General features: G+C 69.3%; 16 protein-coding genes. 5 read left to right on the forward strand and 11 right to left on the reverse strand.

The genetic code is table 11. The features are described from left to right. Together ATK30_RS12265 and ATK30_RS12270 are read right to left on the reverse strand one after the other, a co-directional pair. Positions 1-3381: an ATP-dependent helicase gene (locus ATK30_RS12265; RefSeq protein WP_101440777.1), complete on the reverse strand. Its 3381-nt coding sequence runs from the start codon at positions 3379-3381 to the stop codon at positions 1-3. Continuing rightward, positions 3378-6551, reverse strand: a complete 3174-nt coding sequence (locus ATK30_RS12270; protein WP_101435715.1) for an ATP-dependent helicase — start codon at positions 6549-6551, stop codon at positions 3378-3380. The genes ATK30_RS12265 and ATK30_RS12270 overlap by 4 nt, the downstream gene beginning before the upstream one ends. 116 nt (positions 6552-6667) lie before the next feature. Here ATK30_RS12270 and ATK30_RS12275 point away from each other — a divergent pair, with 116 nt between their 5' ends. After that, positions 6668-6997, forward strand: a complete 330-nt coding sequence (locus ATK30_RS12275; protein ID WP_101435716.1) for an MGMT family protein — start codon at positions 6668-6670, stop codon at positions 6995-6997. Between the two features lie 428 nt (positions 6998-7425). Continuing rightward, entirely contained in the window at positions 7426-8247 is an 822-nt protein-coding gene (locus tag ATK30_RS12280; RefSeq protein ID WP_101435717.1) for a siderophore-interacting protein, read from the forward strand. On the opposite strand, the gene ATK30_RS12285 is transcribed toward ATK30_RS12280, so the two are convergent. Continuing rightward, the gene (locus tag ATK30_RS12285; protein WP_101435718.1) at positions 8244-9050 is read right to left on the reverse strand and encodes a uroporphyrinogen-III synthase; all 807 of its coding nucleotides are present in this window, start codon (positions 9048-9050) and stop codon (positions 8244-8246) included. The two genes, ATK30_RS12280 and ATK30_RS12285, sit on opposite strands and share 4 nt — an antisense overlap. Positions 9051-9139: 89 nt before the next feature. After that, complete coding sequence (locus ATK30_RS12290) at positions 9140-10117, reverse strand: helix-turn-helix transcriptional regulator (RefSeq protein ID WP_101435719.1); 978 nt, start codon at positions 10115-10117, stop codon at positions 9140-9142. Positions 10118-10179: 62 nt separating this feature from the next. Between ATK30_RS12290 and ATK30_RS12295 the strand changes: the two genes are divergently transcribed. From ATK30_RS12295 to ATK30_RS12305, 3 genes are read left to right on the forward strand one after another with little or no spacing between them, the layout of a single operon-like run. Further along, positions 10180-10575 (forward strand): DUF3224 domain-containing protein, encoded by a 396-nt coding sequence (locus tag ATK30_RS12295; RefSeq protein WP_101435720.1) that lies wholly within the window; start codon positions 10180-10182, stop codon positions 10573-10575. Positions 10576-10586: 11 nt separating this feature from the next. Beyond that, positions 10587-11705, forward strand: a complete 1119-nt coding sequence (locus ATK30_RS12300; protein WP_101435721.1) for a winged helix DNA-binding domain-containing protein — start codon at positions 10587-10589, stop codon at positions 11703-11705. A 21-nt stretch (positions 11706-11726) separates the two neighbouring features. Beyond that, complete coding sequence (locus tag ATK30_RS12305; RefSeq protein ID WP_101435722.1) at positions 11727-12677, forward strand: squalene cyclase; 951 nt, start codon at positions 11727-11729, stop codon at positions 12675-12677. Here the strand turns inward: ATK30_RS12305 and ATK30_RS12310 are convergent. From ATK30_RS12310 to ATK30_RS12340, 7 genes are read right to left on the reverse strand one after another with little or no spacing between them, the layout of a single operon-like run. Then, positions 12674-13288, reverse strand: a complete 615-nt coding sequence (locus ATK30_RS12310) for a formylglycine-generating enzyme family protein (protein ID WP_208637329.1) — start codon at positions 13286-13288, stop codon at positions 12674-12676. The genes ATK30_RS12305 and ATK30_RS12310 overlap by 4 nt on opposite strands. A 10-nt stretch (positions 13289-13298) precedes the next feature. Further along, entirely contained in the window at positions 13299-14426 is a 1128-nt protein-coding gene (locus tag ATK30_RS12315; protein WP_101435724.1) for a uroporphyrinogen-III synthase, read from the reverse strand. Further along, positions 14423-14755 (reverse strand): nitrite reductase small subunit NirD, encoded by a 333-nt coding sequence (nirD, locus tag ATK30_RS12320; protein WP_376772177.1) that lies wholly within the window; start codon positions 14753-14755, stop codon positions 14423-14425. Before nirD ends, ATK30_RS12315 begins: the two co-directional genes overlap by 4 nt. Then, positions 14752-17256: a nitrite reductase large subunit NirB gene (nirB, locus tag ATK30_RS12325; protein ID WP_101435726.1), complete on the reverse strand. Its 2505-nt coding sequence runs from the start codon at positions 17254-17256 to the stop codon at positions 14752-14754. The genes nirD and nirB overlap by 4 nt, the downstream gene beginning before the upstream one ends. Before the next feature lies 1 nt (position 17257). Further along, positions 17258-18595 (reverse strand): nitrate/nitrite transporter, encoded by a 1338-nt coding sequence (locus ATK30_RS12330; RefSeq protein WP_244194594.1) that lies wholly within the window; start codon positions 18593-18595, stop codon positions 17258-17260. A gap of 26 nt (positions 18596-18621) precedes the next feature. Beyond that, on the reverse strand, positions 18622-20046 hold the full coding sequence (locus ATK30_RS12335) for an FAD-dependent oxidoreductase (protein WP_101435728.1): 1425 nt from the start codon (positions 20044-20046) through the stop codon (positions 18622-18624). Continuing rightward, a complete protein-coding gene (locus ATK30_RS12340) occupies positions 20043-22079 on the reverse strand; it encodes a molybdopterin oxidoreductase family protein (protein WP_101435729.1) in 2037 nt (678 codons plus the stop codon). Before ATK30_RS12340 ends, ATK30_RS12335 begins: the two co-directional genes overlap by 4 nt. Positions 22080-22119 lie beyond the last annotated feature (40 nt).

The following is a 22119-nucleotide window of genomic DNA, read 5'->3' on the forward strand; positions in this document are numbered from 1 at the left end:
TTACTCCTGCGGAACGTTGCGCAGCAACGCCCGCAGGCCTTCCGCGTCCAGCAGATCGGCCGGACGCAACGTGTGTCCATGTCGGACATAGTGGAAGGCCGCGCGCACCCGGTCCACCGGCACCTTCTTCAACGCCGCCCACGCGAGCCGGTACGCGCCGAGCTGAATGGCCAAGGCCGGCAAGCGTTCTTCGGACGGAACGGAGCCCGTCTTCCAGTCCACGACGGTCCAGCCGCCGTCGGGATCCGCGTACACCGCATCCATCCGCCCGCGCAGAGTGATGCCTTCGACGTCCGCGGAGAACGGCACCTCTACGGCCACCGGGACCCGGTCGGACCATTCGCTGCTCTCGAAAGCTTCTTGCAGGGCTTCGAAATCCGTGTCCGGGGCCTCGCCGACGTCGGCCGCACCGGGAAGGTCGTCGATCTCCAGCAGCCGGTCGCCGGAGAACCGTTGTTCCAGCCAGGTGTGGAACGCGGTGCCACGGCGGGCGAACGTGTTGGGCGGCAACGGAAGCGGGCGGCGCAGCCGTTGAGCGAGAGCGTCCGCGTCGGACGCCAGGTCCACCAACTGGCTCACGCTCAGCTGTGCGGGCAGTACAACCCGGTCCACAGTGGATTGTGCACGGGCGCGTTCGGCGAGGAGGACGTCGGTGTCGGCGGCCCAGCCGTCCGGGTCTTCCGGATCGATGACGTCCTCGTCGTCTTCGAAATAGTCGTCGTCGGGCAGGTAGCCTTCTTCGTCCTCCGGCTCCGGCGGCAGCGGGATTTCGTCGTCGTCGGCCGCGGGCAGCGGCTCAGCTTCCGGCTCCGGCTCGGGTTCTTCTTCCAGGGCGGCCATTTCCGCCAGCACCAGCTCTACGCCGGCAGCCACGCCGGAACGCCGGTCGCCCAGCGGGTCCACCGGCCACTGCGCCGTCCGGGAGTCCGCGACCAGCGGGTTCTCGTCGTCCTCGGCCGGTTCGTCCGCCCAGGCGTCCACCACGCCGAGCGGCGGATCGGCCTCGTTCATCACCTCGGCGATTTCCGACAGGAAGATCGACGGCCCTTTAGCCCGCGTACTGCTTTCGTTCCACCAATGCCCGGAAACAAGCAACGCACGCTCGGAACGGGTCAGCGCGACGTAACACAGCCGACGTTCCTCGTCGGCTTCGCGCGCGACGAACCCTTCCTCGTGCAGTTCCAGCGCTTCCTGCACCTCCTTGCGGTCGTAGCCTTCCGCGATCTGCAGCTTCGGCAGATCCGCCGCATCACCGCGCAAATGCGCGGGCAGCGCAGTAGAGGTACGCAACCACGACGACGAACGACGCTTGCCGGGAAACACCTCGGCGACCAGGTGCGGGACAGCGACCACTTCCCACTCCAGCCCCTTGGCGGAGTGCACAGTGAGCACCTGCACGCGGTCCGGAACCACTTGGACCTCGCCAGGCGTGAGGCCGTCTTCCGCATGTGCCGCGGTGTTGAGGTAGTCCACAAAGGACAGCAGGGTCGCAGTCGGCGCGGTCTCCGCGTAATCGGTGACGACTTCGGCGAACGCATCCAAATGCGCGCGACCCGCTGACCCGGGACGGGCGAGCGATTCGACGTCGAGCAGCATCGTGCGTTCGACGTCCGCCACCAATTCCGGCAGCGACTGGTCCAGCCGACGACGCAACGCGGTCAATTCCGCGCCCAGCCGGCGAATTCGCCGGTACCCCTCGGCGGAATAACGCTCGGGGGCACCGGGGTCGTCGACGGCGTCCATCAGCCCGGCCTGTTCCGCGCGTTCGACAACCAGTTCCGGTTCGTCGCCCTCCTTCGCACGCGGCTCGGGCGAGGTGAGTTCGTTGGCCCGCCGCCACAACGCCGCGACGTCCGCCGCCGCGATCCGCCAGCGCGCGCCGGTCAGCAGCCGCGCTGCCGCGCTGCCGGCCAGCGGATCGGCGAGCACCCGCAGCGTGGACACGAGGTCGGCGACCTCCGGCTCGTCCAGCAATCCGCCCAGGCCCACGACCTCCACCGGCAGTCCGCGCATGCGCATTTCCGCCGCGATCGGCGCCATGTCAGCGCGTCGACGCACCAGCACCGCCGCGGTCGGCGGCTTGCCGGATTCCTCTTTCACCGCATGCCAACGCCGCGCCATCGCGTCGGCGACCCACTCGCGTTCCGCGCGCACGTCCGGCAGCAGCGCGACCGCGATGTCCGCCGGACCGGCACCATCGCGCGCCCGAAGCCGTTCGACGCCAAGTCCGCGCTGCCGCAACGGTTCGGAGATCGCGTTGGCCAGCTCCAGGATTTCCGGCGGATTGCGGAAACTGGTGAGCAGCCCGAATTCGTGCGCGGTTTCGAGCCTTTCCTCACCGCGGCGCGGAAAGTCCGTGGTGAACCGGGGCAGGTTCGCCGCACTCGCGCCGCGCCAGCCGTAAATCGCCTGCGCCGGGTCGCCGACCGCGGTCACCGGTATCGGCGGATGCTCAACACCGCCGAACAACGACCGCAGCAACACTCGCTGCGCGTGCCCGGTGTCCTGGTATTCGTCCAGCAGCACGGCCCCGTACCGCTCACGCTCGCCCGCGACCACCGCCGGATATCCGTCGGCGAGCTGCGCGGCCAGCGACATCTGGTCCGCGAAGTCGAGCGCGCCTTCCGCCCGTTTGCGCCGATGGTAATCCTCGACCAACGGCAGCAAAGCGAGCCGGAACCGTTGCGCCGCCAGCACTTCCTGCAATTTCACCGGAAGCGTCGCACGCTGGCCTTTGGCGCGGGGAGCGTTCTCGATGATCTCGCACAGCCACTCGGAGTACTGCGCGAGCTTCTCCGTCGAAATCAGATGCTCGCCAAGTTCACCGGCCAGTGCGAGCAGCTGCGCGGTGACCGTCGGCGGCACCCGGTCGGTGTCCAGGTCATTGTCCCAGGTGGACACCACGCGATGCGCGAGCTGCCACGACGAAGTCTCCGACAGCAACCGGACGCCAGGCTGCACCGGAAGCCGCAAACCGTGTTCCGACAGCAACCGTCCGGCATACGCGTGATAAGTCAGGACCGTCGGCTCGCCCGCGACCACAGTGGCCCGCAACGCGCCCGACGGATCGATCCGCTCCAGCAGCCCCGAACCGGCGAGGCGCCGCAACCGCGCCCGCACTCGCTCTCCGAGCTGACGCGCGGCCTTCCGGGTGAAGGTCAAGCCGAGCACTCGCTCCGGGCTCACGATTCCGTTGGCCACCAACCAGACCACGCGCGCGGCCATGGTTTCGGTCTTCCCCGCGCCCGCGCCCGCGACGACCAGCGACGGCTCGACCGGCGACGCGATCACGGTTGCCTGCTCGGGCGTCGGACGGTGCAACCCCAGTGCGTCGGCGATTTCCGCGGGCCCGACGGGGTTGGCGAGCACCACCGGGCTCACGGTCCGGTCACCTGACGGCCCTCCGGACGCAACGGGCAGCAACCGCGCGCCGGGCACCGGTCGCAGTCGGCGTTCTCGTGCGCTTGGTAGTCCGGGCCGACCGCGGCGGCAGCGGCCGACCGCACGAGTTCCAGCCACTCGCGCCCGCTGTCCTCGTCCATCGGCGGCTGGTCCCGTTGCGTGGCACCGGTTTTGTTGTTCCCCTTCGCGACATACACGAGCTTCGCGCCGCCGGGCGTGTTCTTGCCCTCGACCGCGCCCAGCAGCACCGCCAGCTGGTACGCCGCGAGCTGCGGATGCTTCTCCGCGTCCGCACCGGACACCGGGACCTTGCCGGTCTTGATGTCCACGATCACCGGGCGGCCGTCCTTGTCCATCTCGACCCGGTCGACGCGCCCGCGCAGCAGCACGCGCACCTCTTCGTCGCCCATCGGCAACTCGACCTCGATGTCCTGCTCGACCCCGGCCTCAATCAGCTCGCGCCGCGACATTTCCAGCCACGACACGAAGTTGCGCAGCATTTGCTCCACCCGGGACCGCTCGCGCCGGGAAAACCACGGCGCGCCAGCGTCCACGCGCACCCACGCCTCGTCCAGCGCGGCCTGAATCTGCTCCTCAGTGCTGCCGCCCGCGATCGCCTGCGCCAAACCGTGCACGAGAGTTCCGGTAACCGCCGCCAGCTGTGCCGGATCACTGCCGCCGTGTCGTTCGATCAGCCAGCGCAGCGGGCACTTCACCAGGATTTCCACAGTGGACGGAGAGATCCGCATCAGGTCGCCCGGCCCGTGCACTGGGTCCTCTGTGGACGCTTCCATCAATCCGTACCAGGTGTCCGGATGCGCCCCCGGAACCCCAGCGGCAGCCAACCGGGCGAGTTGTTTCGCCGCCCGCTTCCGGCGTTCCGGATCCGCTTTGTCGTCGCACACGACCTCGCGCAGCTCGCCGACCAGTTCGGCCAGCACGAGCGACCGGCCCGGCGGTTTCATCCGGGAATCGAGCATGCCGTCGTCAGCGCCGTTCTCCTCCAGGTCGTCGAGGAAACGGGACGGCTGCTCGTCTTCTCCGGCCACCGCGGTCACCAGCAGCGTCCGGCGCGCCCGGCTCGCCGCGAGGTAGAACAGCCGCCGCTCCTCGGCAAGAATCGGCGCGATGGCGGACACCTTGTCGTGTTCGTCCACTCCAGACAGCAGATCGACCAGTCGCTCGACGCCCAGCAACGAGCCACGCAGCCGCAGGTCTGGCCACGCGCCCTCCTGCACCCCCGCGACCGCGACCACTGTCCACTCGCGACCCGCCGACGCGTGCGCGGTGAGCAGCGAAACCCCTTCGCCCGGGATAGCCGCCGGAGCGAGCGTGTCACCCGCGATGTTCTGCGACGACAGGTAATCCGCGAACGCCGCGACACTCGCCTTAGGCAACCGGTCGACATACCGTCCTGCCGCGTCGAACAGCGCCACCACAGCGTCCAGGTCACGGTCAGCCTGCGCGCCGAGCGAGCCGCCGCGATCCACCAATCGCAGCAACCGTTCCTGCAGTCCGCTCGCCTGCCACAGCTCCCACAGCACCTGCTCGACGCCTTCACCGCGGCTCACCGCTTGGTGCGTAACACTCAGCAGCTTCCCGACCCGACGAACCGGCAGCGCCTCGTTGTCAGCCAGACCGACGAGAATGTCCCCGCCGCGCAACGCTTCCACCAGCAGTTCGTCGCTCGACCGCTGCCCGCCGCCAGCCAGCTCCAGCCGACGGAGACCGCGCCGCAACCGCCGCAACGCCAACGGATCAGCCCCGCCGAGCGACGACGACAGCAACATTTCCGCGATATCGACGTCCAGCAGTTCCGGCTCCGCCGCGATCCGCAACACCGCCAGCAACGGCCGTACCGCGGAGTGTTTCGCCAACGGCAATTCCTCGGTAGCCGAGCCGATCGGCACCCCGGCCGCACGCAAGGCGCGTTGCAGCACAAGGAAAGTCCGCGCCGGAGACCGCACCAGCACCGCCATCTCCGACCAGGGCACCCCGTCCACGAGATGCGCCCGGCGAAGCTGGTCGGCGATCCAGCTGGCCTCCGCCGCTGGAGTCGGCATCAGCCGCACCCGCACTTTGCCGCCGCGTTTTCCCTGCGGCGTAACCAACTTCCGATGCGGGGACGCACCAGGCAAGGTCGCGCCGAGCTTCGCGACCGCCGCCCGGACCGTCGGAGCGAGCCGGTGCGACGTGGTCAGCATGACCGTCCGGTCGCCGTCGTTGTCGGAATCGGCGAACAGCTTCGGGTCCGCACCGCGGAAGGAAAACACCGACTGATCCGGATCGCCGGCCACCACGAATTCCTCCGCGGTGTGCCCGATCGTGCGGATCAACTGGACCTGCAACGGATCCAGGTGGTGCGCGTCGTCCACGAACAAATGCCGGACCCGGCCTCGCTCGCGTTCGCGCAGTTCCTCGTCGTCCTCCAGCGCGAGCAACGCCGACGTCACCAGCTCCGCGGCGTCGAGCGCGGGCGCGGCGGGCAGGCCGAGCGCGTTGCCGCCCGCCCCCTGCAGCTGGGTGACCTCCTCGTACTGCGCCCAGAACTGCCCCGCGGCGACCCATTCCTCGCGGTCCTGGCGACGTCCGAGTTCGGTCAGGTCCTCCGGCCCGAGCCCGCGCTCGGCGGCCCGCATCAGCAGGTCGCGCAGCTCCTCGGCGAACCCGGGCACGGTCAGCGCCGGACGCAACTGCTCCGGCCACCCGGTCGCGCCCTCCTCCAGGTCGCCCTCCAGCAGCTCGCGCACGACGACGTCCTGCTCGGCTCCGGCCAGCAACCGCGGCGGCGGCAGCTCCTCGGCGCGAGCTTCGAGGCGCAGCAAGGAAAACGCGTACGAATGCACTGTGCGCACCAGCGGTTCACTCACCGTGCGCGGCAGCGGAGACCCCTGATCCGGGTCCGACATGAGCCGCCGCGTGAGGTCGGCCCGCAGCGCGTCCGCCGCCCGACGGGACGTCGTGAGCAGCAGCACGCTCTCCGGATCCGCCCCCTCCGCGATCCGGCGCGCGGCGGCGGTGGCGAGCAGCGCCGTCTTGCCGGTGCCCGGCCCGCCGAGCACCCGGCGGAATCCGGAGGGAGCCGACAGCAGCCGGCGAGCGTCCTCGTCCCAGGTGAACGAGGGTGCGGCGGGGACCGGCGGGCGCACCAGCCGCGCCTGCCCGTTTCCCGCTCTCCGCACGTGCACATCAGCGATGGAACCATGCCCGCTCACCCGGGTGGCGCACCGGCACACCCCTCGGCGGGACTATCCTCGGCTGGGTCATGAACGACGAACTGCACGAGCGGATACGCGCAGTCATCGCCGACGTACCCGCGGGGACAGTCGCGACGTACGGCGACGTCGCAGCGCTCTCCGGTGCTCCCTCTCCGCGCATGGTCGGCCGCGCCCTCGCCGAGGACGGCCACGACCTGCCCTGGCACCGCATCCTCCGCGCGAACGGGACTCCCGCGCCGCATTTGCTGCACGAACAGCTCGAGCGGTTGCGCGCCGAGGGCGTGCTGGCGGACGGCCAGAAGGTGGACCTGCGGAAGTACCGCTGGCGTCCGGACGGGGACGAGCCGAGCGAGGACGAGCCGCCCGGCTTGTTCTAGCGCTCCCGGACGGCCGTTCCCGGACAACCGCCCTCACCCGGCGGCTTACGGGCGCGCTGACGCTTACGAGAGCCCCTGCGAGGCATCCGCCCCAATGCCACATTCGGTGCGCCCAATCCACCCAACAGAGCACTCGGTGCGTCTAGCGCACCTCGTGGCATCCGGTGTCCCAGCGCACCCCAGGTGGCACTCGGCGCGAATCGGCTTCGACTCGCCGCAAAAAGAGCCGCTCAGGCCGCAGGCTGGCAGCCGAGCCCTCGCCCCATTCACGCGAGACGCCGCGACGATCAGGCTCGGAATTCGAGCGGCACCGCTCCGGGCAAGGCCAGCTCGCCGCCGCCGAAAGCCGGTCCTGCTGGGAAAAGCGTGGCGTCCGCCATCCTCTCCAGGCGTAGCCCGGCGCGACCATTTTAGGTTAGCCTCACCTCATGAGCGTCCTGACTTACCACCACGGCAGGGTCACCGCGGTCCGGCGGATCACCCCGCACATGGCCCGGGTCACCTTCGCCTGCCCGGGGCTCGCGGCGGCGGGCCCGGTGGCGCCGGACGCGTACGTGAAGGTGTTCTTCCCGCTCCCCGGCGACGAGGAGCCGCAGCTTCCGCCTACCGAGACGGGGGATGACGACGTCCTGTCCTGGTATCGCCGGTACCTCGCGATGCCCGACGACGTCCGGCCGCCGATGCGGACGTACACGGTGCGCGCCGCGCGTCCGGAGAGCGGCGAGGTGGACGTCGACTTCGTGTTGCACGAGGAGAGCGGCGGCCCGGCGTCGACGTGGGCCGGGCAGGCGGAGGTCGGCGACCGGGTGGCGTTCCTCGGGCCCCACGGCCTGTACGACGTGCCGGACGGGACGACATGGCAGCTGCTGGTCGGCGACGAAACGGCGTTGCCGGCGATCGGCGGCATCCTCGAGAGGCTGCCGCAGTCGGCGCGCGCGTCGGTGTACGTCGAGATTCCGGACCACGCGGAGCGACAGACCTTCGAGACCAACGGTGCGGTCGAGGTGCACTGGGTGGTCCGCGGTGCGCGTACGCACGGCGAAGCGCTCGTGGACGCCGTACGCGCGGCTGAGCTGCCCAGCGGCACGCCGTACGCATGGGTTTCCGGCGAAGCAGGCGTCGTGAAGCTCGTTCGGCGCCACCTTGTCCGCGAGCGCGGCTTCGACAAGACAGCCATCTGCTTCACCGGGTACTGGCGGCAAGGACTCAGCGAAGAAGCCGCGGGACGACAGCAGGCCGAAGCGTCCTAACTGAGCTTCGCGACCACCAGCTTCACTAGCGCGCCTAGCCGCTGACGCTCCGGCTGCAGCGTGCTGATTCCCGCTGTCTCCAACGGTGCCGCGGTCACCGGACCAACGCACGCGCAGACGACCGTGCCGCTGCGCAAGGTCTCGCGCAGCTCCGCGCCACGACCGGATTCGTCGGCGAGCGCCAGGAAGTTCGTCGCGGCCGGGGCGCTGGTGAACACCAACGCGACCAGTTCGCCGGCCAAAACTTCACGGATCAACGAGAACACCGGTTCCGGATCCGGCGGCGTATGCCAGCGGTAGGGCTGCACGGCGAGCACCGACGCCCCGGACACAGCGAGCGGATCGGTGAACTCCGGCAGCGGTGAGCCGTGCAGTTGCACCGCCACGCGCGCGCTCTCGACACCGGCTTCGGTGAGCGCGCCGAACAGCTCGTCGTTGGTTTCGCCGGGCGCGGAGTACTCCTCGCGCAGGCCGACGCCCCGCACCGCGCCGACCGCTTTCGGACCGCGCGCGAAAATGCGCGACCCGGCCAGGGCGTCCAGCAGTGCGTCGCGAAGGCCCCAGCCTTCGGCGGCGTCGAGCCAGCCGCGGAACCCGGCTCCGGTGGTGACCGCGGTGAGGTCGATCGGCGCGGCGAGCACGGCTTCCGTGCCGCGGCGCAGTTCCGGATCGTCGGCCAGCGGGACGATCGTGATCGTCGGCGCGTGCCGCACTTCCGCGCCGTGCCGGAGCAGTGCGCCGATCAGGTCGTCCGCGCGCCGCTCGGCCGTGACGCCGATCCGCACGCCGTCCAGCTCACCCATTCGCCTGCCTCATCTCCTGCGAAAATTCGCCCGCCGGCGAGCAGAAACCCTGCCCCGGCATCGGTCAACTCGTCCGCACGCCGTCCCGCTCACTCATACGCCTGCCCCATCTCCCGGATCGCCGCCGCCAGCTCCGTCCGCAGGTCCTGCGGCGCGAGCACCTCCAGATGAGGCCCGAACCGCAACAGTTCGCCAATCGCCGGTTCTCCCGGTTCGACCGGCAGCTCGATCGTCAACCATCCGTCGCCGTCCGGTTCCGCTCCGGCGGCGACCGCCTCGCGAAGCGCCCGGGCGCCGACGCTGCCCGCATAGAACGGTACGAGAGCCTGTGCACGCGGCGACAGGCGGACTGTCGCCTTTCGGGGGTACATCCGGCGTTCGAACTGCTCGGACCACTCCTGCCAGTAACGAGCGAGGTCGAATTCCGCCGGTCGCTCGAACTCCTCGCCGAGGTCGGTCAGCTCGTGGATGCGCGAAATCCGGTAGGTGCGATCGGTCCCCTCGCACCGGGCCGCGAGGTACCAGTTGCCCGCTTTGAGGATCAGCCCGAGCGGCTCCAGCACCCGTTCGACCTCGCGCTGCCCCCACCGTTCGTACCGGATCCGGATCCGCCGCCCAGCCCACACCGCGTCGGCTACCGCGGACAGGGTGGGCAGGCTTTCGATGCCGCGATGCCAACCGGGTACGTCGAGATAGAAGCGTTCGGCGACGCGGCCGGCGCGGCTGCGCAGCTCTTGCGGCAGCGCGGCGTACAGCTTCAGCTGCGCCGCCGCCAGCACCGTGCCGAGCCCCAGCTCGGCGGCCGCCACCGGGAGCCCGGCCAGCGCCAGCGACTGGGCTTCGTCCTCGTTGAGCCCGGTCAGCCGGGTCCGGTAGCCGTCGACCAGCTGGTAACCGCCGCTGCGGCCGCGGTCGGCGTACACCGGCACGCCCGAGGCCGACAGCGCCTCGATGTCCCGGTACACCGTCCGGACCGAAACCTCCAGCTCAGCGGCCAGTTCCTCGGCGGTCATCCGGCCGCGGTTCTGCAGCAGGAGAAGCACGGTGAGCAGACGGCCGGCACGCATGCGAAGAGTATGGCGGAAATACCTGACACAAGATGGCAGGTATGGCTGATTAAGTGAGCGGCATGAACACGTTTGGCATGACGAAGTGGGAAGAGCACGTGGCGAGCGGCGAGGAGGGCGGCCCCCGCGTCGCCTACGTGCACGCCGCGATGGAGTACTCGGGCGTGATCCAGGGTGCGGCCACCGGCGACTACCTGCTGTACTACCCGGGCGAGGGCTACGACGGCGGCGCGACCACGTCACCGGGCTACGACCGGTTCGAGGGCGCCGTCGACGGCCGTCGCGGCACGTTCATCGTCCGCCAGGAGTGGGGTTTCGACCCGAAGAGCATCCGCTCGGAATTCGAGGTCGTGCCCGGCTCCGGGACCGGCGAGCTGACCGGCATCCGCGGCACCGGCACGGTGCACGGCGTGCTGGGCGAACAGACCGTGTCGTACACCTTCGACTACACGCTCTGAAGGAGGCCGGGATGCTGGAGGTGTCGCGCAAACAGGCGCTGGCGTACCGGATCGCCGAGCAGGGGCTGCACCGCTCCGTCGCCGATCCGTACGACCTGCCGCTGCTGGACCTCGGACTGCAGGACAGCATGCGCGACACCGCCCTGCTCTCGCTGGCGGCCCGGATGCCGGATCCGGTCACTCCGGAGTCCCTTGTGGACGATCAGCGGCTCGCCCTCGTGTGGTCGCACCGGGGCGCGCCGCATTTCCACCGGCGCACGGATCTGCCGGAGCTGGCAGCCGCGTTGGTGCCGATTGACGAGCCGGACGCACTGGCCCGGATGTTGTGGCAGAAAAAGGACATCCAGGCCGTCGACGAGTCGCCGGTGGACATTATTTTCACGACCGCCCGGGCGATCCGCAAAGTGGTCACCAAGCCGATGACCAAGGGCGCGGTGAGCACGGAGATCACGAAACTGCTGCCGCCCGCGTACAGCCGATGGTGCCGTCCGTGCAACGCCACCCATGTGCACGAACAGCTCATGCGGATCGCGGCCCTCCACGGCGGTGCGCGGCTCGAAGCCGGGCAGAGTCCGGCGACGCTCGCGCCGTTGGAGGAGCGCGGACGGCTGTCCACGCGTCCGGTTCCGGCGGCGGTTTCGCGGGTGCTTGAGCAGTATTTGCGCTTCAACGGACCCGCGACGCCCGGTGACGCGGCCGGTTTCGTCGGCACCGCGAAGACTTGCATCCGCGAGACTTGGCCCGATGCGGTCACCGAGGTCAAGGTGGACGGTCGGCGGACGTTCGTGCCGAACGACCGGCTGGCCGCGTTGGAGAACCCGCCGTCGCCCGCTGGAGTGCGTCTGCTGCCGCCGCTCGATCCGTACACGCAGGGCCGCGACAAAGCCGTACTCGTTCCGGACAAAGCGCGGGCGAAAGAGGTGTGGAAGATTCTCGGCAGCCCGGGCGCGATTCTGGTCGACGGCGAGATTCTGGGCACTTGGCGCATGAAAGCGTCCGGAAAACGGCTGACCTTCGCGCTCACCGAATTTGACCCGCTTCGCCGCGCGGACCGCGCCGCCGCCGAGGACGAGGCGGCCCGGGCCGCGTCCGCCCGGGGTTACCCGGACTTTTCCGTGACGTGGGCTTGACCGGCGGGCTAAAGTTCTGACGTGCTGAAATGGCTGCTCGACTCAGACCCGGCGCTGCGCTGGCAGGTCGAACGGGACTTGGCGGGCGCGCCGCCCGAGGTCTGGACGGCCACCCGGCACAAGATCGCGACCGAGGGCTTCGGCGCGCAACTCCTCGCGCGGCAGGACCCGGACGGACAGTGGGCCGGCGGTGCTTTCTTCCCAGCTCGATTCGAACCCGGCCCGGACACCGGACAGCCGTGGACAGCCACCACCTGGTCACTCAATATGCTGCGTGAATGGGGGATGGATCCGGCGGTATTGCGCGCCAATCGCACCGCCGAATTGATCGCCGAGAATTCCCGGTGGGAATACCATGATCTGCCGTACTGGGACGGCGAGGTCGACGTCTGCATCAACGCCTGGACACTCGCGAACGGCGGCTGGCTCGGCGTGGACGTCTCCCAGCTCGCCCATTGGTTCCCCGAACACCAGATGGCCGACGGCGGCTGGAACTGCGAATGGGTCGACGGGTCGAAGCGCTCGTCCTTCCACTCGACGATCAACGCGGTGAAGGGCTTGCTCGCCTACGACGTCGCGACCGGCGGCACCGACGAGACGCACGCCGCCCGCCGCGCCGGCGAGGAATACCTGCTGGAACGCCGTCTCCTGTACCGGCTTTCGACCGGCGAGCAAGTGGCGTCCTGGGTCGACCATTTCGCTTATCCGGTGCGGTGGCACTACAGCGCGATCAACGCGCTCGAGTACTTCCGCGAGGCCGCGATCGTGGACGACATTCCGCCGGACCCGCGTCTCGCCGACGCCGTGGAGCGGGTTCGGGCCGCCCGGCAGCCGGACGGAACCTGGTTGCAGGCTGGCCGGTTGCCCGGGGACATGTGGTTCGAGGTCGACGTCCCGGCCGGGGAGCCCTCGAAGTGGCTGACGCTGTACGGCACCCGGATTCTGTCCTGGTGGGACTCCGCACAGTCCTAAACAGACCGTGCTACGCGAAAGCCGACGTCGTCAACGCGGAACGTCGGGTGACTCCGACGGCGCACCGACACCCGGACGCTCCAGTGTTCGTCGGCCCATCCGCCGCCCTTGAGCACTCGGTACTCGCCGTACACCGCCGGGTCGTAGAGATCCCAGCACCAGTCCCAAGCGTTGCCGAGCAAATCGTAAGCACCCCAAGCGTTCGGCTGCTTCTCGCCGGGAGGATGCAGCCGGCCGCCGGAATTCCCTTCGTACCAAGCGATCTCGTCCAGGTCGCCATACCTCGGGCCCGCAGTGCCCGCACGGCAGGCGTGCTCCCATTCGGCTTCAGTAGGCAGCCGGTAGCCGGGCGCTGACAGATCCCACTCCACTTCGTTGCCTTCGAGCAGGTATGCGGGTGGCAGTCCGTCCCGTTCGGACAGCGTGTTGCAGAACCGCACCGCGTCCAACCAGGACACCTCGACGGCAGGCAGCTCTCCACCGCCGCCGTATTGCTCCTGGGTGACCGGTAACGCGCCGAGCTCGAACGCGGACACGTCGACTGTCCAGCTACGTTCTGTCCGCCGGTCGGTGAGCGTCACCGTTCCCGGCGGAATGGGGACCATCCGCACCGCGCCGAGGTTAGCCGATCGGCGCTGGGGTGTCGCCGGGATTCACGGCGAGCCGATAACCGCGTTTGACCACCGTCTGCACCACTCCGTTGCCGCCGAGGGACGTCCGCAACCGGCCGATCGCCGTCTCCACCGCGTGCGCCTCGCCACCGGACGGAAGCTCGGCCGACAGCTCCCGGCGCGCGACCACCCGGCCGGGCTGCCGCGCGAGAGCCCGCAGAAGCGCCATCGGGGCCGGAGCGATCTCGCGCCATTCGCCGTCCACCAGCGCGCCGGTGCCGCGGATCTGCAGCACATGCCCGGCGGCATACAGCGTCGGCGAGGCGGTGACCAGTGCGTCCGCCACCGTTCTCGCCAGCGCGCCGATCCGCGACCGTCTCGGTTGGACAGTCGGAATGCCCAGCGAAGCGAGCGGCGCAGCCGCGATCGGACCCACGCACGCCACGACCACCCGGTTGCTCAGCACCTCGATCAACGCCGCGAGACGACCGGTCCGCCGGGCCATCGCGACCGTGGACGCGGCAGCCGGCGCGCTCGTGAACGGCAACGCGTCGATCGTCCCTTCCAAGACCGCGTCCAACAGCCGGTCGAGCGGTCCCGGATCGGCAGGAGCGACCCAGCGGTACACCGGGATCTCGATGACCTCAGCGCCAGCCTGCCGAAGAGTCTCCGCGAAGTACGGCAGCGGTTCACCGTGCAGCTGCACCGCGATCCGCTTTCCGTCCACTCCGGACTTGGTCAGGTGCTGCAGCAGCTCCGCGCTGCTTTCCGAGGCGGGCGAATAGTCCTCCGCCAGCCCCGCGGTCCGCACTGCTCCGGCCGCTTTGGGACCGCGGGTCAGCAACGACGCATTCGACAGGTGGTCGAGGACCTTTTCGCCGAGCCCCCAGCCCTCCGCGGCCTCGATCCAGCCGCGGAAGCCGATCCCGGTCGTCGCCACCACAATGTCCACTGGCGACTCCAGCAACCGCATCGTCGCCGCGTGCAGCTCGGTGTCGTCCGCCAGCGGCACGATCCGGATCGCCGGCCCGTAACGGACGGCAGCACCCTGGCGCACGAGCAGCGCGCCCAGCTCTTCAGCTCGGCGCGCTGCCGTGATGCCTACCGTGAACCCGGCCAGAGGCCGGACGTCAGTCACGGCGAGCCCACCTCGATCACCCCGTCCCGTACCCGAACCGGGTACACCGGCACCGAAACGCCTTCCGCGTCGAGACACGCGCCGGTGCGGAGCGAGAACCGTTCTTTGTAGACCGGCGACGCGACCACCGGCTCTCCCCCGGCGTCGCCGACGATCCCGCGCGACAGCACCGCCGCCCCGCTGCACGGGTCCCAATTGGACAGTGCGTACCAGCCGTCGCCCGCGTGGAACACCGCCACCTGCTGGCCGTCGATCAGCGCCGCGGCTCCGGAGAACTCCGGGATGTCCGCGGCCGCGCACACCGCGGTCCAGGATGAAGTCATGGTCATCGCCGCACCTCCGGAATTCCCAGCAGCACCGGGATCTTCTGTTCCCGCTCCTCGCGGAACGAGATCGACGGGTCCGGCGTGCCCGGCGCGTTCACGAACGAACTGAACCGCGCCAGCTTGTCCGGGTCCTCCAGCACCCCTCGCCATTCGTCGGTGTAACCCTCGATGTGTTTCGCCATCGCCGCGTCCAGGTCCTCGCAGATGCCGAGGCTGTCGTCCACGATCACCGCGCGCAGGTGGTCGAGTCCGCCGTCCAGCTCCTCGATCCACGGCGCCGTGCGCTGCAGCCGATCCGCCGTGCGCACGTAGAACATCAGGAACCGGTCGATGGTGCGCACCAGCGTTTCAGTGTCCACATCAGACACGAGCAGTTCCGCGTGCCGCGGCGTGGCCCCGCCGTTGCCGCCGACGTAGAGGTTCCATCCGTGTTCGGTGGCGATCACGCCGAAGTCCTTGCCGCGTGCTTCCGCGCATTCACGCGCACACCCGGACACTCCGGCCTTGATCTTGTGCGGCGAGCGCAGACCGCGATACCGCAGCTCCAGATCGATCGCCAGACCCACGCTGTCCTGCACGCCATACCGGCACCAGGTCGAGCCGACACAGGATTTGACCGTCCGCAACGACTTGCCGTACGCGTGCCCGGACTCGAAGCCCGCGTCGACAAGTCGCCGCCAGATGTCCGGCAGCTGGTCCACAGTGGCCCCGAACAGGTCGATCCGCTGTCCGCCGGTGATCTTGGTGTACAGCCCGAAGTCCTGCGCGACCTGCGCGATCACCATCAGTTTCTCCGGTGTGATCTCCCCGCCGGGAATTCGCGGCACCACCGAATAGCTGCCGTTGCGCTGCATGTTCGCGAGGAAACGGTCATTCGTGTCCTGCAGCGCCGCCTGCTCGCCCTCGAGAATGTGCCCGTTGCCCAGCGTCGCCAGGATCGAGGCCACCGCGGGCTTGCACACCGCGCACCCGGTCCCGGAGCCGTACCGGCTGACAATCTCGCTGAACGTCGTCATCCGCGTCGCCTGGATGATCTCGAACAGCTCAGCGCGAGACTGCGTGAAGTGTTCGCACAACGCCTTCGACTGCTCGACCCCGCACGCGTTCAGCAGCTTCGCCAGCATCGGCACACACGAACCACACGACGTTCCCGCGCGCGTGCACGCCTTCAGCTTCCCGACGGAGTCGCAGCCGTCCTCGGTGATCGCCCGGGTCAACGTGCCCTTCGAGACCCCATTGCACGAACAGACCTGCGCCTCGTCCGGCAAGGCGTCCACGCCGACGGCCGCACCGCCACCGGCGGGCGCGAGCAACGCACCCGGGTCGGCGGGAAGCGGACGGCCGACCAACGCCCGCAGCGTGTTGTACTCCGCCGCGTCGCCGACCAGGACCCCGCCGAGCAGCGTCCGGCCGTCGTCGGTGACCACGAGCTTCTTGTACGTACCGGCCACGGCGTCGTTCACCGCGACTTCCAACGCACCTTCGGTGGCCGCGTGCGCGTCGCCGAAACTGGCGACGTCCACGCCCATCAGCTTCAGCTTCGTCGCGGTGTCCGGCTCGGGGAAGCTCGCCGTGGCACCGGTGAGCTGCGCCGCGACCACCTCCGCCATCGCGTATCCCGGCGCGACGATGCCGTACACCCGGCCCTCGACCGCCGCGCACTCGCCGATCGCGTAGACCGCTGGGTCGCTGGTCCGACAGGTCGAGTCGACCAGCACGCCGCCACGCTCGCCAACGTCCAAACCGGACTCTCGCGCCAGGTCGTCACGGGGCCGGACACCGGCGGAGAAGACCACCAGGTCGACGTCCAGCTCCGTGCCGTTGCCCAGCCGCGCCAGCAACCGTGATCCGTCGGCCTCGATCGCATTCGTCGAAGTTCCAGTGTGGACAGTCACGTCCAGGTTCGTGATCAGTCGCCGGAGAAGACCGCCGCCGCCATCGTCGACCTGCAACGGCATCAGCCGCGGTGCCATCTCCACCACGTGCGGCGACAAGCCCATGTCCCGCAATGCCTTCGCTGCCTCCAGACCGAGGAGGCCGCCGCCGATCACCATCGCCGCTCGACGGCCGCGGCCCTGCCGTTCGGCTGCCGCGCGGATCGCGTCGAGATCCTCAATCGTCCGGTACACGAACACGCCGGGCAGATCCCGACCCGGCACCGGCGGGACGAACGGGCGGGAACCGGTCGCCAGCACCAGAGAGTCGTACGGCTGCACGTGTCCGGAATCCGTCGTCACCGTTTTGGCGTCGCGATCCACCGACACGACGACCTCGCCAAGCCGGAGCTCGACCGCGTCGTCGTCCGCGTAATCGGAACCGGGCAACGCCAACGCGGCCGGATCCCAACTGTCCACATAGGAAGTCAGCGCCACCCGGTCGTAAGCGGGACGGTTCTCCTCGCCGATGACGACGACCCGCCACTCGCCCGCCGCGTCTGCCGCACGAAGTGCCTCCACGAACCGGTGCGCGACCATGCCGTGCCCGGCAACCACCACTGTAGGCATTTCAGACCTCCGCTCCTGCCAACGCCACCTGCGCGCGCACCGCCGGCTTGCGCAGATAGCCGAACCACGTCACACCCACGCACACCGCGTAGAAGACCAGGAATCCGACGAACGCCGGAACACCGCTGTGCGCGGTGGCGAACGACTGCCGGAACGCGAGGTTGATGAACAACCCGCCCAGCGCGCCGATCGCACCGGCCAGCCCGATCAACGCTCCGGACAGCCGCCGAGCGTTGCGCCGTTCCGCCGCCTCGTCGGCACCGGCCTGAATCGCGGCACGCGCCTTCACCTGGAAGATCGCCGGGATCATCTTGTACGTCGATCCGTTGCCGATTCCGGTGAGCACGAACAAAACAATGAACGCCGCGGTGAATGTCGCCAGCGAATCAGTCGAAGAAGCCAGCACCAGCACCACGGTCGCCAGCGCCATCGCGCCGAATGTCGCGAAGGTGACCCGGCCACCGCCGATACGGTCCGAAAGCCAGCCGCCGATCGGCCGCGACAGCGAACCCAGCAGCGGGCCGAGGAACGTCACCGCGGCCGCCTGCAATGGCGTCCGGCCGAACTGGTTCTGCAGCACCAAACCGAAGGCGAAGCTGTAACCGATGAAGGAACCGAACGTGCCGACGTACAGCAACGACATCACCCAGGTGTGTCCATAACGGACTACCTCGCGCATCGCCTTCGTGTCACCGCGAACGCTGACCAAGTTGTCCATGAACAACGCTGCGCACGTCGCGGCGGTGACGATCAGCGGAAGGTAGATGTACAGCACCAATCGCGGCGCGGTCGCACCCGCGGTCCCGATGACGAGAAGCCCGACGAGCTGAATCACCGCGACGCCGAGGTTTCCGCCTCCGGCGTTCAACCCGAGTGCCCAGCCCTTGTGCCGTTCTGGATAGAAGGTGTTGATGTTCGCCATCGACGACGCGAAGTTGCCACCCCCGACACCGCCGAGCGCGGCCATCAGCACGAAGGTGCCAAGGGACGTACCCGGGTGCAGCACGATCGCGGTCAGCACCGTCGGGATGAGGAGCAGCAGTGCGCTGATGACTGTCCAATTGCGACCGCCGAAGCGCGCGACCGCGAAGGTGTACGGGATCCGCATGATCGCGCCGACCACCGTCGGCGTGGAGACGAGCAGGAACTTGTCCGCCGCGCTGAATCCGTAGGCCGGGCCCATGAACAGCACCACGACCGACCACAGGGTCCAGACCGAGAAGCCGATGTGCTCGGAAAACACGGAAAACCACAGATTGCGCCGGGCGACTCGCTTGCCGGTCGTTTCCCAGAACTCGTCGTCCTCGGGATCCCAGTGCTCGATCCAACGGCGGGTCATGGCGTCCTCCTCGTTACCGGGGGCGGTCATTGCGCGGCCAGCCAGTCCGCGACCGCGCCGACCGTGTCGCGGCAGCTGCCGCATCCCGTGGTGGCGCGGGTGGTACGGGCGAGTGCGGCAGCGTCGGTGGCGCCACCTCGCCAGGCTTCGATCAGGCGGCCTTTGGTCACCGCGTTGCAGCGGCAGATCACCGTGGACGCAGGGAGATCCGCTGGGCTGGCCGCCGTCGGCGCGCCCGCGGGCATCGCACGGCCGAGCAGCACCGCGAGCCGGTCTTCGGGTACTGGCGTACCTCGGTCGTGCAGCTGCGTCACGGTCGCCGCCGCGTCCGGGAGCCCGAGCAGAATCGCACCGGTCACGCGGTCGCCGCGGACGACGAGCTTGCCGTACCGTCCGCCGGACGGATCGTCGAAGGTCACGACCTCGGCCGCGGCGTCCTCGCTGGTCACCTGCGTTTCGCCGAGCGCGGCGAGGTCGATGTCGCGCGCCTTGAGCCGGGTGACCGTGCGGGTGCCGCGATAGCGAGCCGTGGCGTCCGCGCCGGTGAGCAGATCCGCGAGCACTGCCGCCTGTTCCCACGCGGGCTGCACCAATCCGGCCGGCGCACCCGGGTGCCGGGCGCAGTCGCCGAGCGCGTGGATCCGGCCGTCGGAAGTCCTCAGCAGATCGTCCACCAGAATCCCGCGGTCCACCGCGAGTCCGGCGGCTTCGGCGAGCGACGTCTCCGGTCGCACCCCGGCAGCGACGACCACCAGGTCCGCGGGAACGAAGCTGCCGTCGTCGAGTTTGAGGCCGTCTCCGGGAAGGTGGCGAGCGGCCGTCACCTCGAACCGGAACGTCACGCCCAGCTCGGCCAACCGGCGCGCCAGCACCCGCCCGGCACCGGAATCCAGTTGCCGTTCCAGGACGTGCGGCTGCGGATGCACCACCGTCACGTTCGCGCCGCGACCCGCCAGCCCTCGCGCGGCCTCCAAGCCGAGCAGCCCGCCGCCGAGTACGGCGACCGGCGCGCCCGGACGTGCGGCGTCCACGATGCGCGCGCAGTCGTCCAGCGTTCGGAACGCCACGACCTCCGGCCCGAGTTCGAGGCCTTCGACTGGCGGCATCCAGGGCGCGGCACCGGTCGCGAGGACGACAGAGTCGTAAGGGAAATCCTCGGTCTCAGTGCGGACCAACCGCCGCGCCGGGTCGATCTGCGTCACCCGCGTTCCGAGCCGCAGATCGACCTGCGTCTGCGCTGCCCACTCGGAATCGTGCAGCCGCACCGTGTCCGCGTTCATCCCGCCAGCGACCACAGTGGACAGCAGCACCCGGTTGTACGCCGGATGCGGCTCCTCGCCGAGCACAGTCAGCCGTACTCGGTCGCCTTCCGGATCACGCCGGCGGATCTCGTCCGCGAGCCGGGCCCCGGCCATTCCGTATCCGATGATGACGACGTTCCGCGCGCTCATGCTTCCGCCCTCGCCAACGACACCGCGCACACCTTGAACTCCGGCATCCGGCTCACCGGGTCGAGCGCCGGGTTAGTCACCAGATTCGCTCGCGCCGCACCAGGAAAGTGGAACGGCATGAAGACGAGGTCCGCGCGCATCGACGGCACACACCGCACCTGCGCGACTGTTTCCCCGCGTCGTGACCGGACCACCGCGCGGTCGCCGTCGGCCAGTCCAGACCGCGCCGCGGTATCCGGATGCACCTCGACGAACACCTCCGGAACGACCGCCGTCAGTTCCGCGATCCGGCGAGTCTGCGCACCGGATTGGTAGTGCTGCAGAACGCGACCGGTCGTGGCCTGCAACGGAAAGACCTCATCCGGCAACTCAGCGGGTCCACTGTGGTCAACGTCCGCGAACCGCGCCCGTCCGTCCGGATGTGCGAAGCCGTCGAGAAACATCCGCGGCGTGCCCGGGTGTGCCTCGTCCGGGACCGGCCAGTGCAACGCTTCCCCGGAGCGCAACCGCTGGTAAGTCACGCCGGAGTAGTCCGCAGCTCCGCCCTTCGACGCGGCGCGCAGCTCCTCGAAGACCTCCGCCGCGTCGTCCGGAAACCGCTCGACGGGTTGTCCAATACGGACCGCGAGATCACGCAACAGCGAAAGATCGCTGCGCACTCCGTCCGGCGGATCAATCGACCGCTGTCGTAAGAGGACTCGACCTTCGAGGTTGGTCAACGTGCCTTCTTCTTCGGCCCATTGCGGGACCGGGAAAACCACGTCAGCCAGCTCCGCGGTCTCCGACAAAACGAAGTCCGCCACCACGAGAAGATCCAGTCCGGCCAAGCGTTCCTGCACTCGGGACGAGCGCGGAGCCGATACCACCGGGTTGCTCCCGAACACCAGCAACGCCTTGATCGACTCTCCCAGCTCGTCGAGCAGCTCGACCGCGGACCGGCCCGGACCCGGCAAGCTTTCCGCTGGCACACCCCAGACCTCGGCGACATGCGCACGCGCCGCCGGATCGTCGATCTTGCGATACCCCGGCAGCTGATCCGCTTTCTGCCCGTGCTCGCGTCCGCCCTGGCCGTTGCCCTGTCCGGTCAGACAGCCGAAGCCAGACCCGGCGCGACCGGGCAATCCCAGCGCGAGAGCGAGGTTGATCCACCCGCCGACGGTCGCGGTGCCGGACGCGTGCTGTTCCGTCCCGCGCCCAGTCAGTACATACGCGTTGCCAGCCCGGGCCAGCATTTCCGCGGCCTGACGCTGGTCCGCGGCCGAGACCCCGGTGACCCGCTCGACCCGTTCCGGCCACCAGGTCGCGGCGATGCGCCACATCTCGTCGAAGCCGGCCGTCCGAAGATCCACATAGGACTTGTCCAGGTGGCCTTCGGCGACGACCGCGTGCAGGATCCCCAACGCCAGCGCGAGATCCGTACCCGGCGCGGGTGCGAGGTGCAGCGCGGCCCGCTCGGCCGTCGGTGTGCGGCGCGGGTCGATCACGATCAGTTCCGCGCTGTCCAGGTGCTGCATGAACGGCGGCATCGTCTCGGCCGGGTTCGCGCCAGCGAGCAGGACGACGTCCGCTCCCGCGAGATCAGTGACCGGGAACGGAAGTCCGCGGTCGACGCCGAACGCGCGCATCCCGGCCGCGGCGGCGGAGGACATGCAGAAGCGGCCGTTGTAGTCGATTTGCGACGTCCCGAGCGCTACCCGGGCGAATTTCCCGAGCAGGTAAGCCTTTTCGTTGGTGAGTCCTCCGCCGCCGAACACGGCGACCGAGTCCGCGCCGTGCTCACGACGCGAGGCGAGCAGTTGGTCCGCGACGAAATCCAGTGCCTCGCCCCAGGAAACCGGCTGCAGTTCTCCGTCTCGGCGGAGCAGCGGCGAGGTCAGTCGTGCGCCGGACTTCAGCAGGGCGCCGGCGGTCCAGCCTTTCTGGCACAGGCCGCCCGCGTTGACCGGGAAATTTCTTGGAGTGACCCGGGTCTCGTCAAGGCGCATCCCGCACTGCAGAGCGCAGTACGGGCAATGTGTGTCGACGTGCGGCACAGGCGCTCCTCGGATCGGCGATGACCCGACGGTAAGGACG

This window comes from Amycolatopsis echigonensis (assembly GCF_002846615.1).
GTDB classification, from domain to species: domain Bacteria; phylum Actinomycetota; class Actinomycetes; order Mycobacteriales; family Pseudonocardiaceae; genus Amycolatopsis; species Amycolatopsis echigonensis.

Bases quoted from the DNA above. Each gene is read 5' to 3' on its own strand.
- ATK30_RS12330 (WP_244194594.1), bottom strand. From the start codon at position 18,595: ATGACCCGCCGTTGGATCGAGCACTGGGATCCCGAGGACGACGAGTTC.
- ATK30_RS12285 (WP_101435718.1), bottom strand. From the start codon at position 9,050: ATGGGTGAGCTGGACGGCGTGCGGATCGGCGTCACGGCCGAGCGGCGC.
- ATK30_RS12295 (WP_101435720.1), top strand. From the start codon at position 10,180: ATGAACACGTTTGGCATGACGAAGTGGGAAGAGCACGTGGCGAGCGGC.
- ATK30_RS12335 (WP_101435728.1), bottom strand. From the start codon at position 20,046: ATGAGCGCGCGGAACGTCGTCATCATCGGATACGGAATGGCCGGGGCC.
- ATK30_RS12275 (WP_101435716.1), top strand. From the start codon at position 6,668: ATGAACGACGAACTGCACGAGCGGATACGCGCAGTCATCGCCGACGTA.
- nirD (WP_376772177.1), bottom strand. From the start codon at position 14,755: ATGACCATGACTTCATCCTGGACCGCGGTGTGCGCGGCCGCGGACATC.
- ATK30_RS12300 (WP_101435721.1), top strand. From the start codon at position 10,587: ATGCTGGAGGTGTCGCGCAAACAGGCGCTGGCGTACCGGATCGCCGAG.
- ATK30_RS12290 (WP_101435719.1), bottom strand. From the start codon at position 10,117: ATGCGTGCCGGCCGTCTGCTCACCGTGCTTCTCCTGCTGCAGAACCGC.
- ATK30_RS12280 (WP_101435717.1), top strand. From the start codon at position 7,426: ATGAGCGTCCTGACTTACCACCACGGCAGGGTCACCGCGGTCCGGCGG.
- nirB (WP_101435726.1), bottom strand. From the start codon at position 17,256: ATGCCTACAGTGGTGGTTGCCGGGCACGGCATGGTCGCGCACCGGTTC.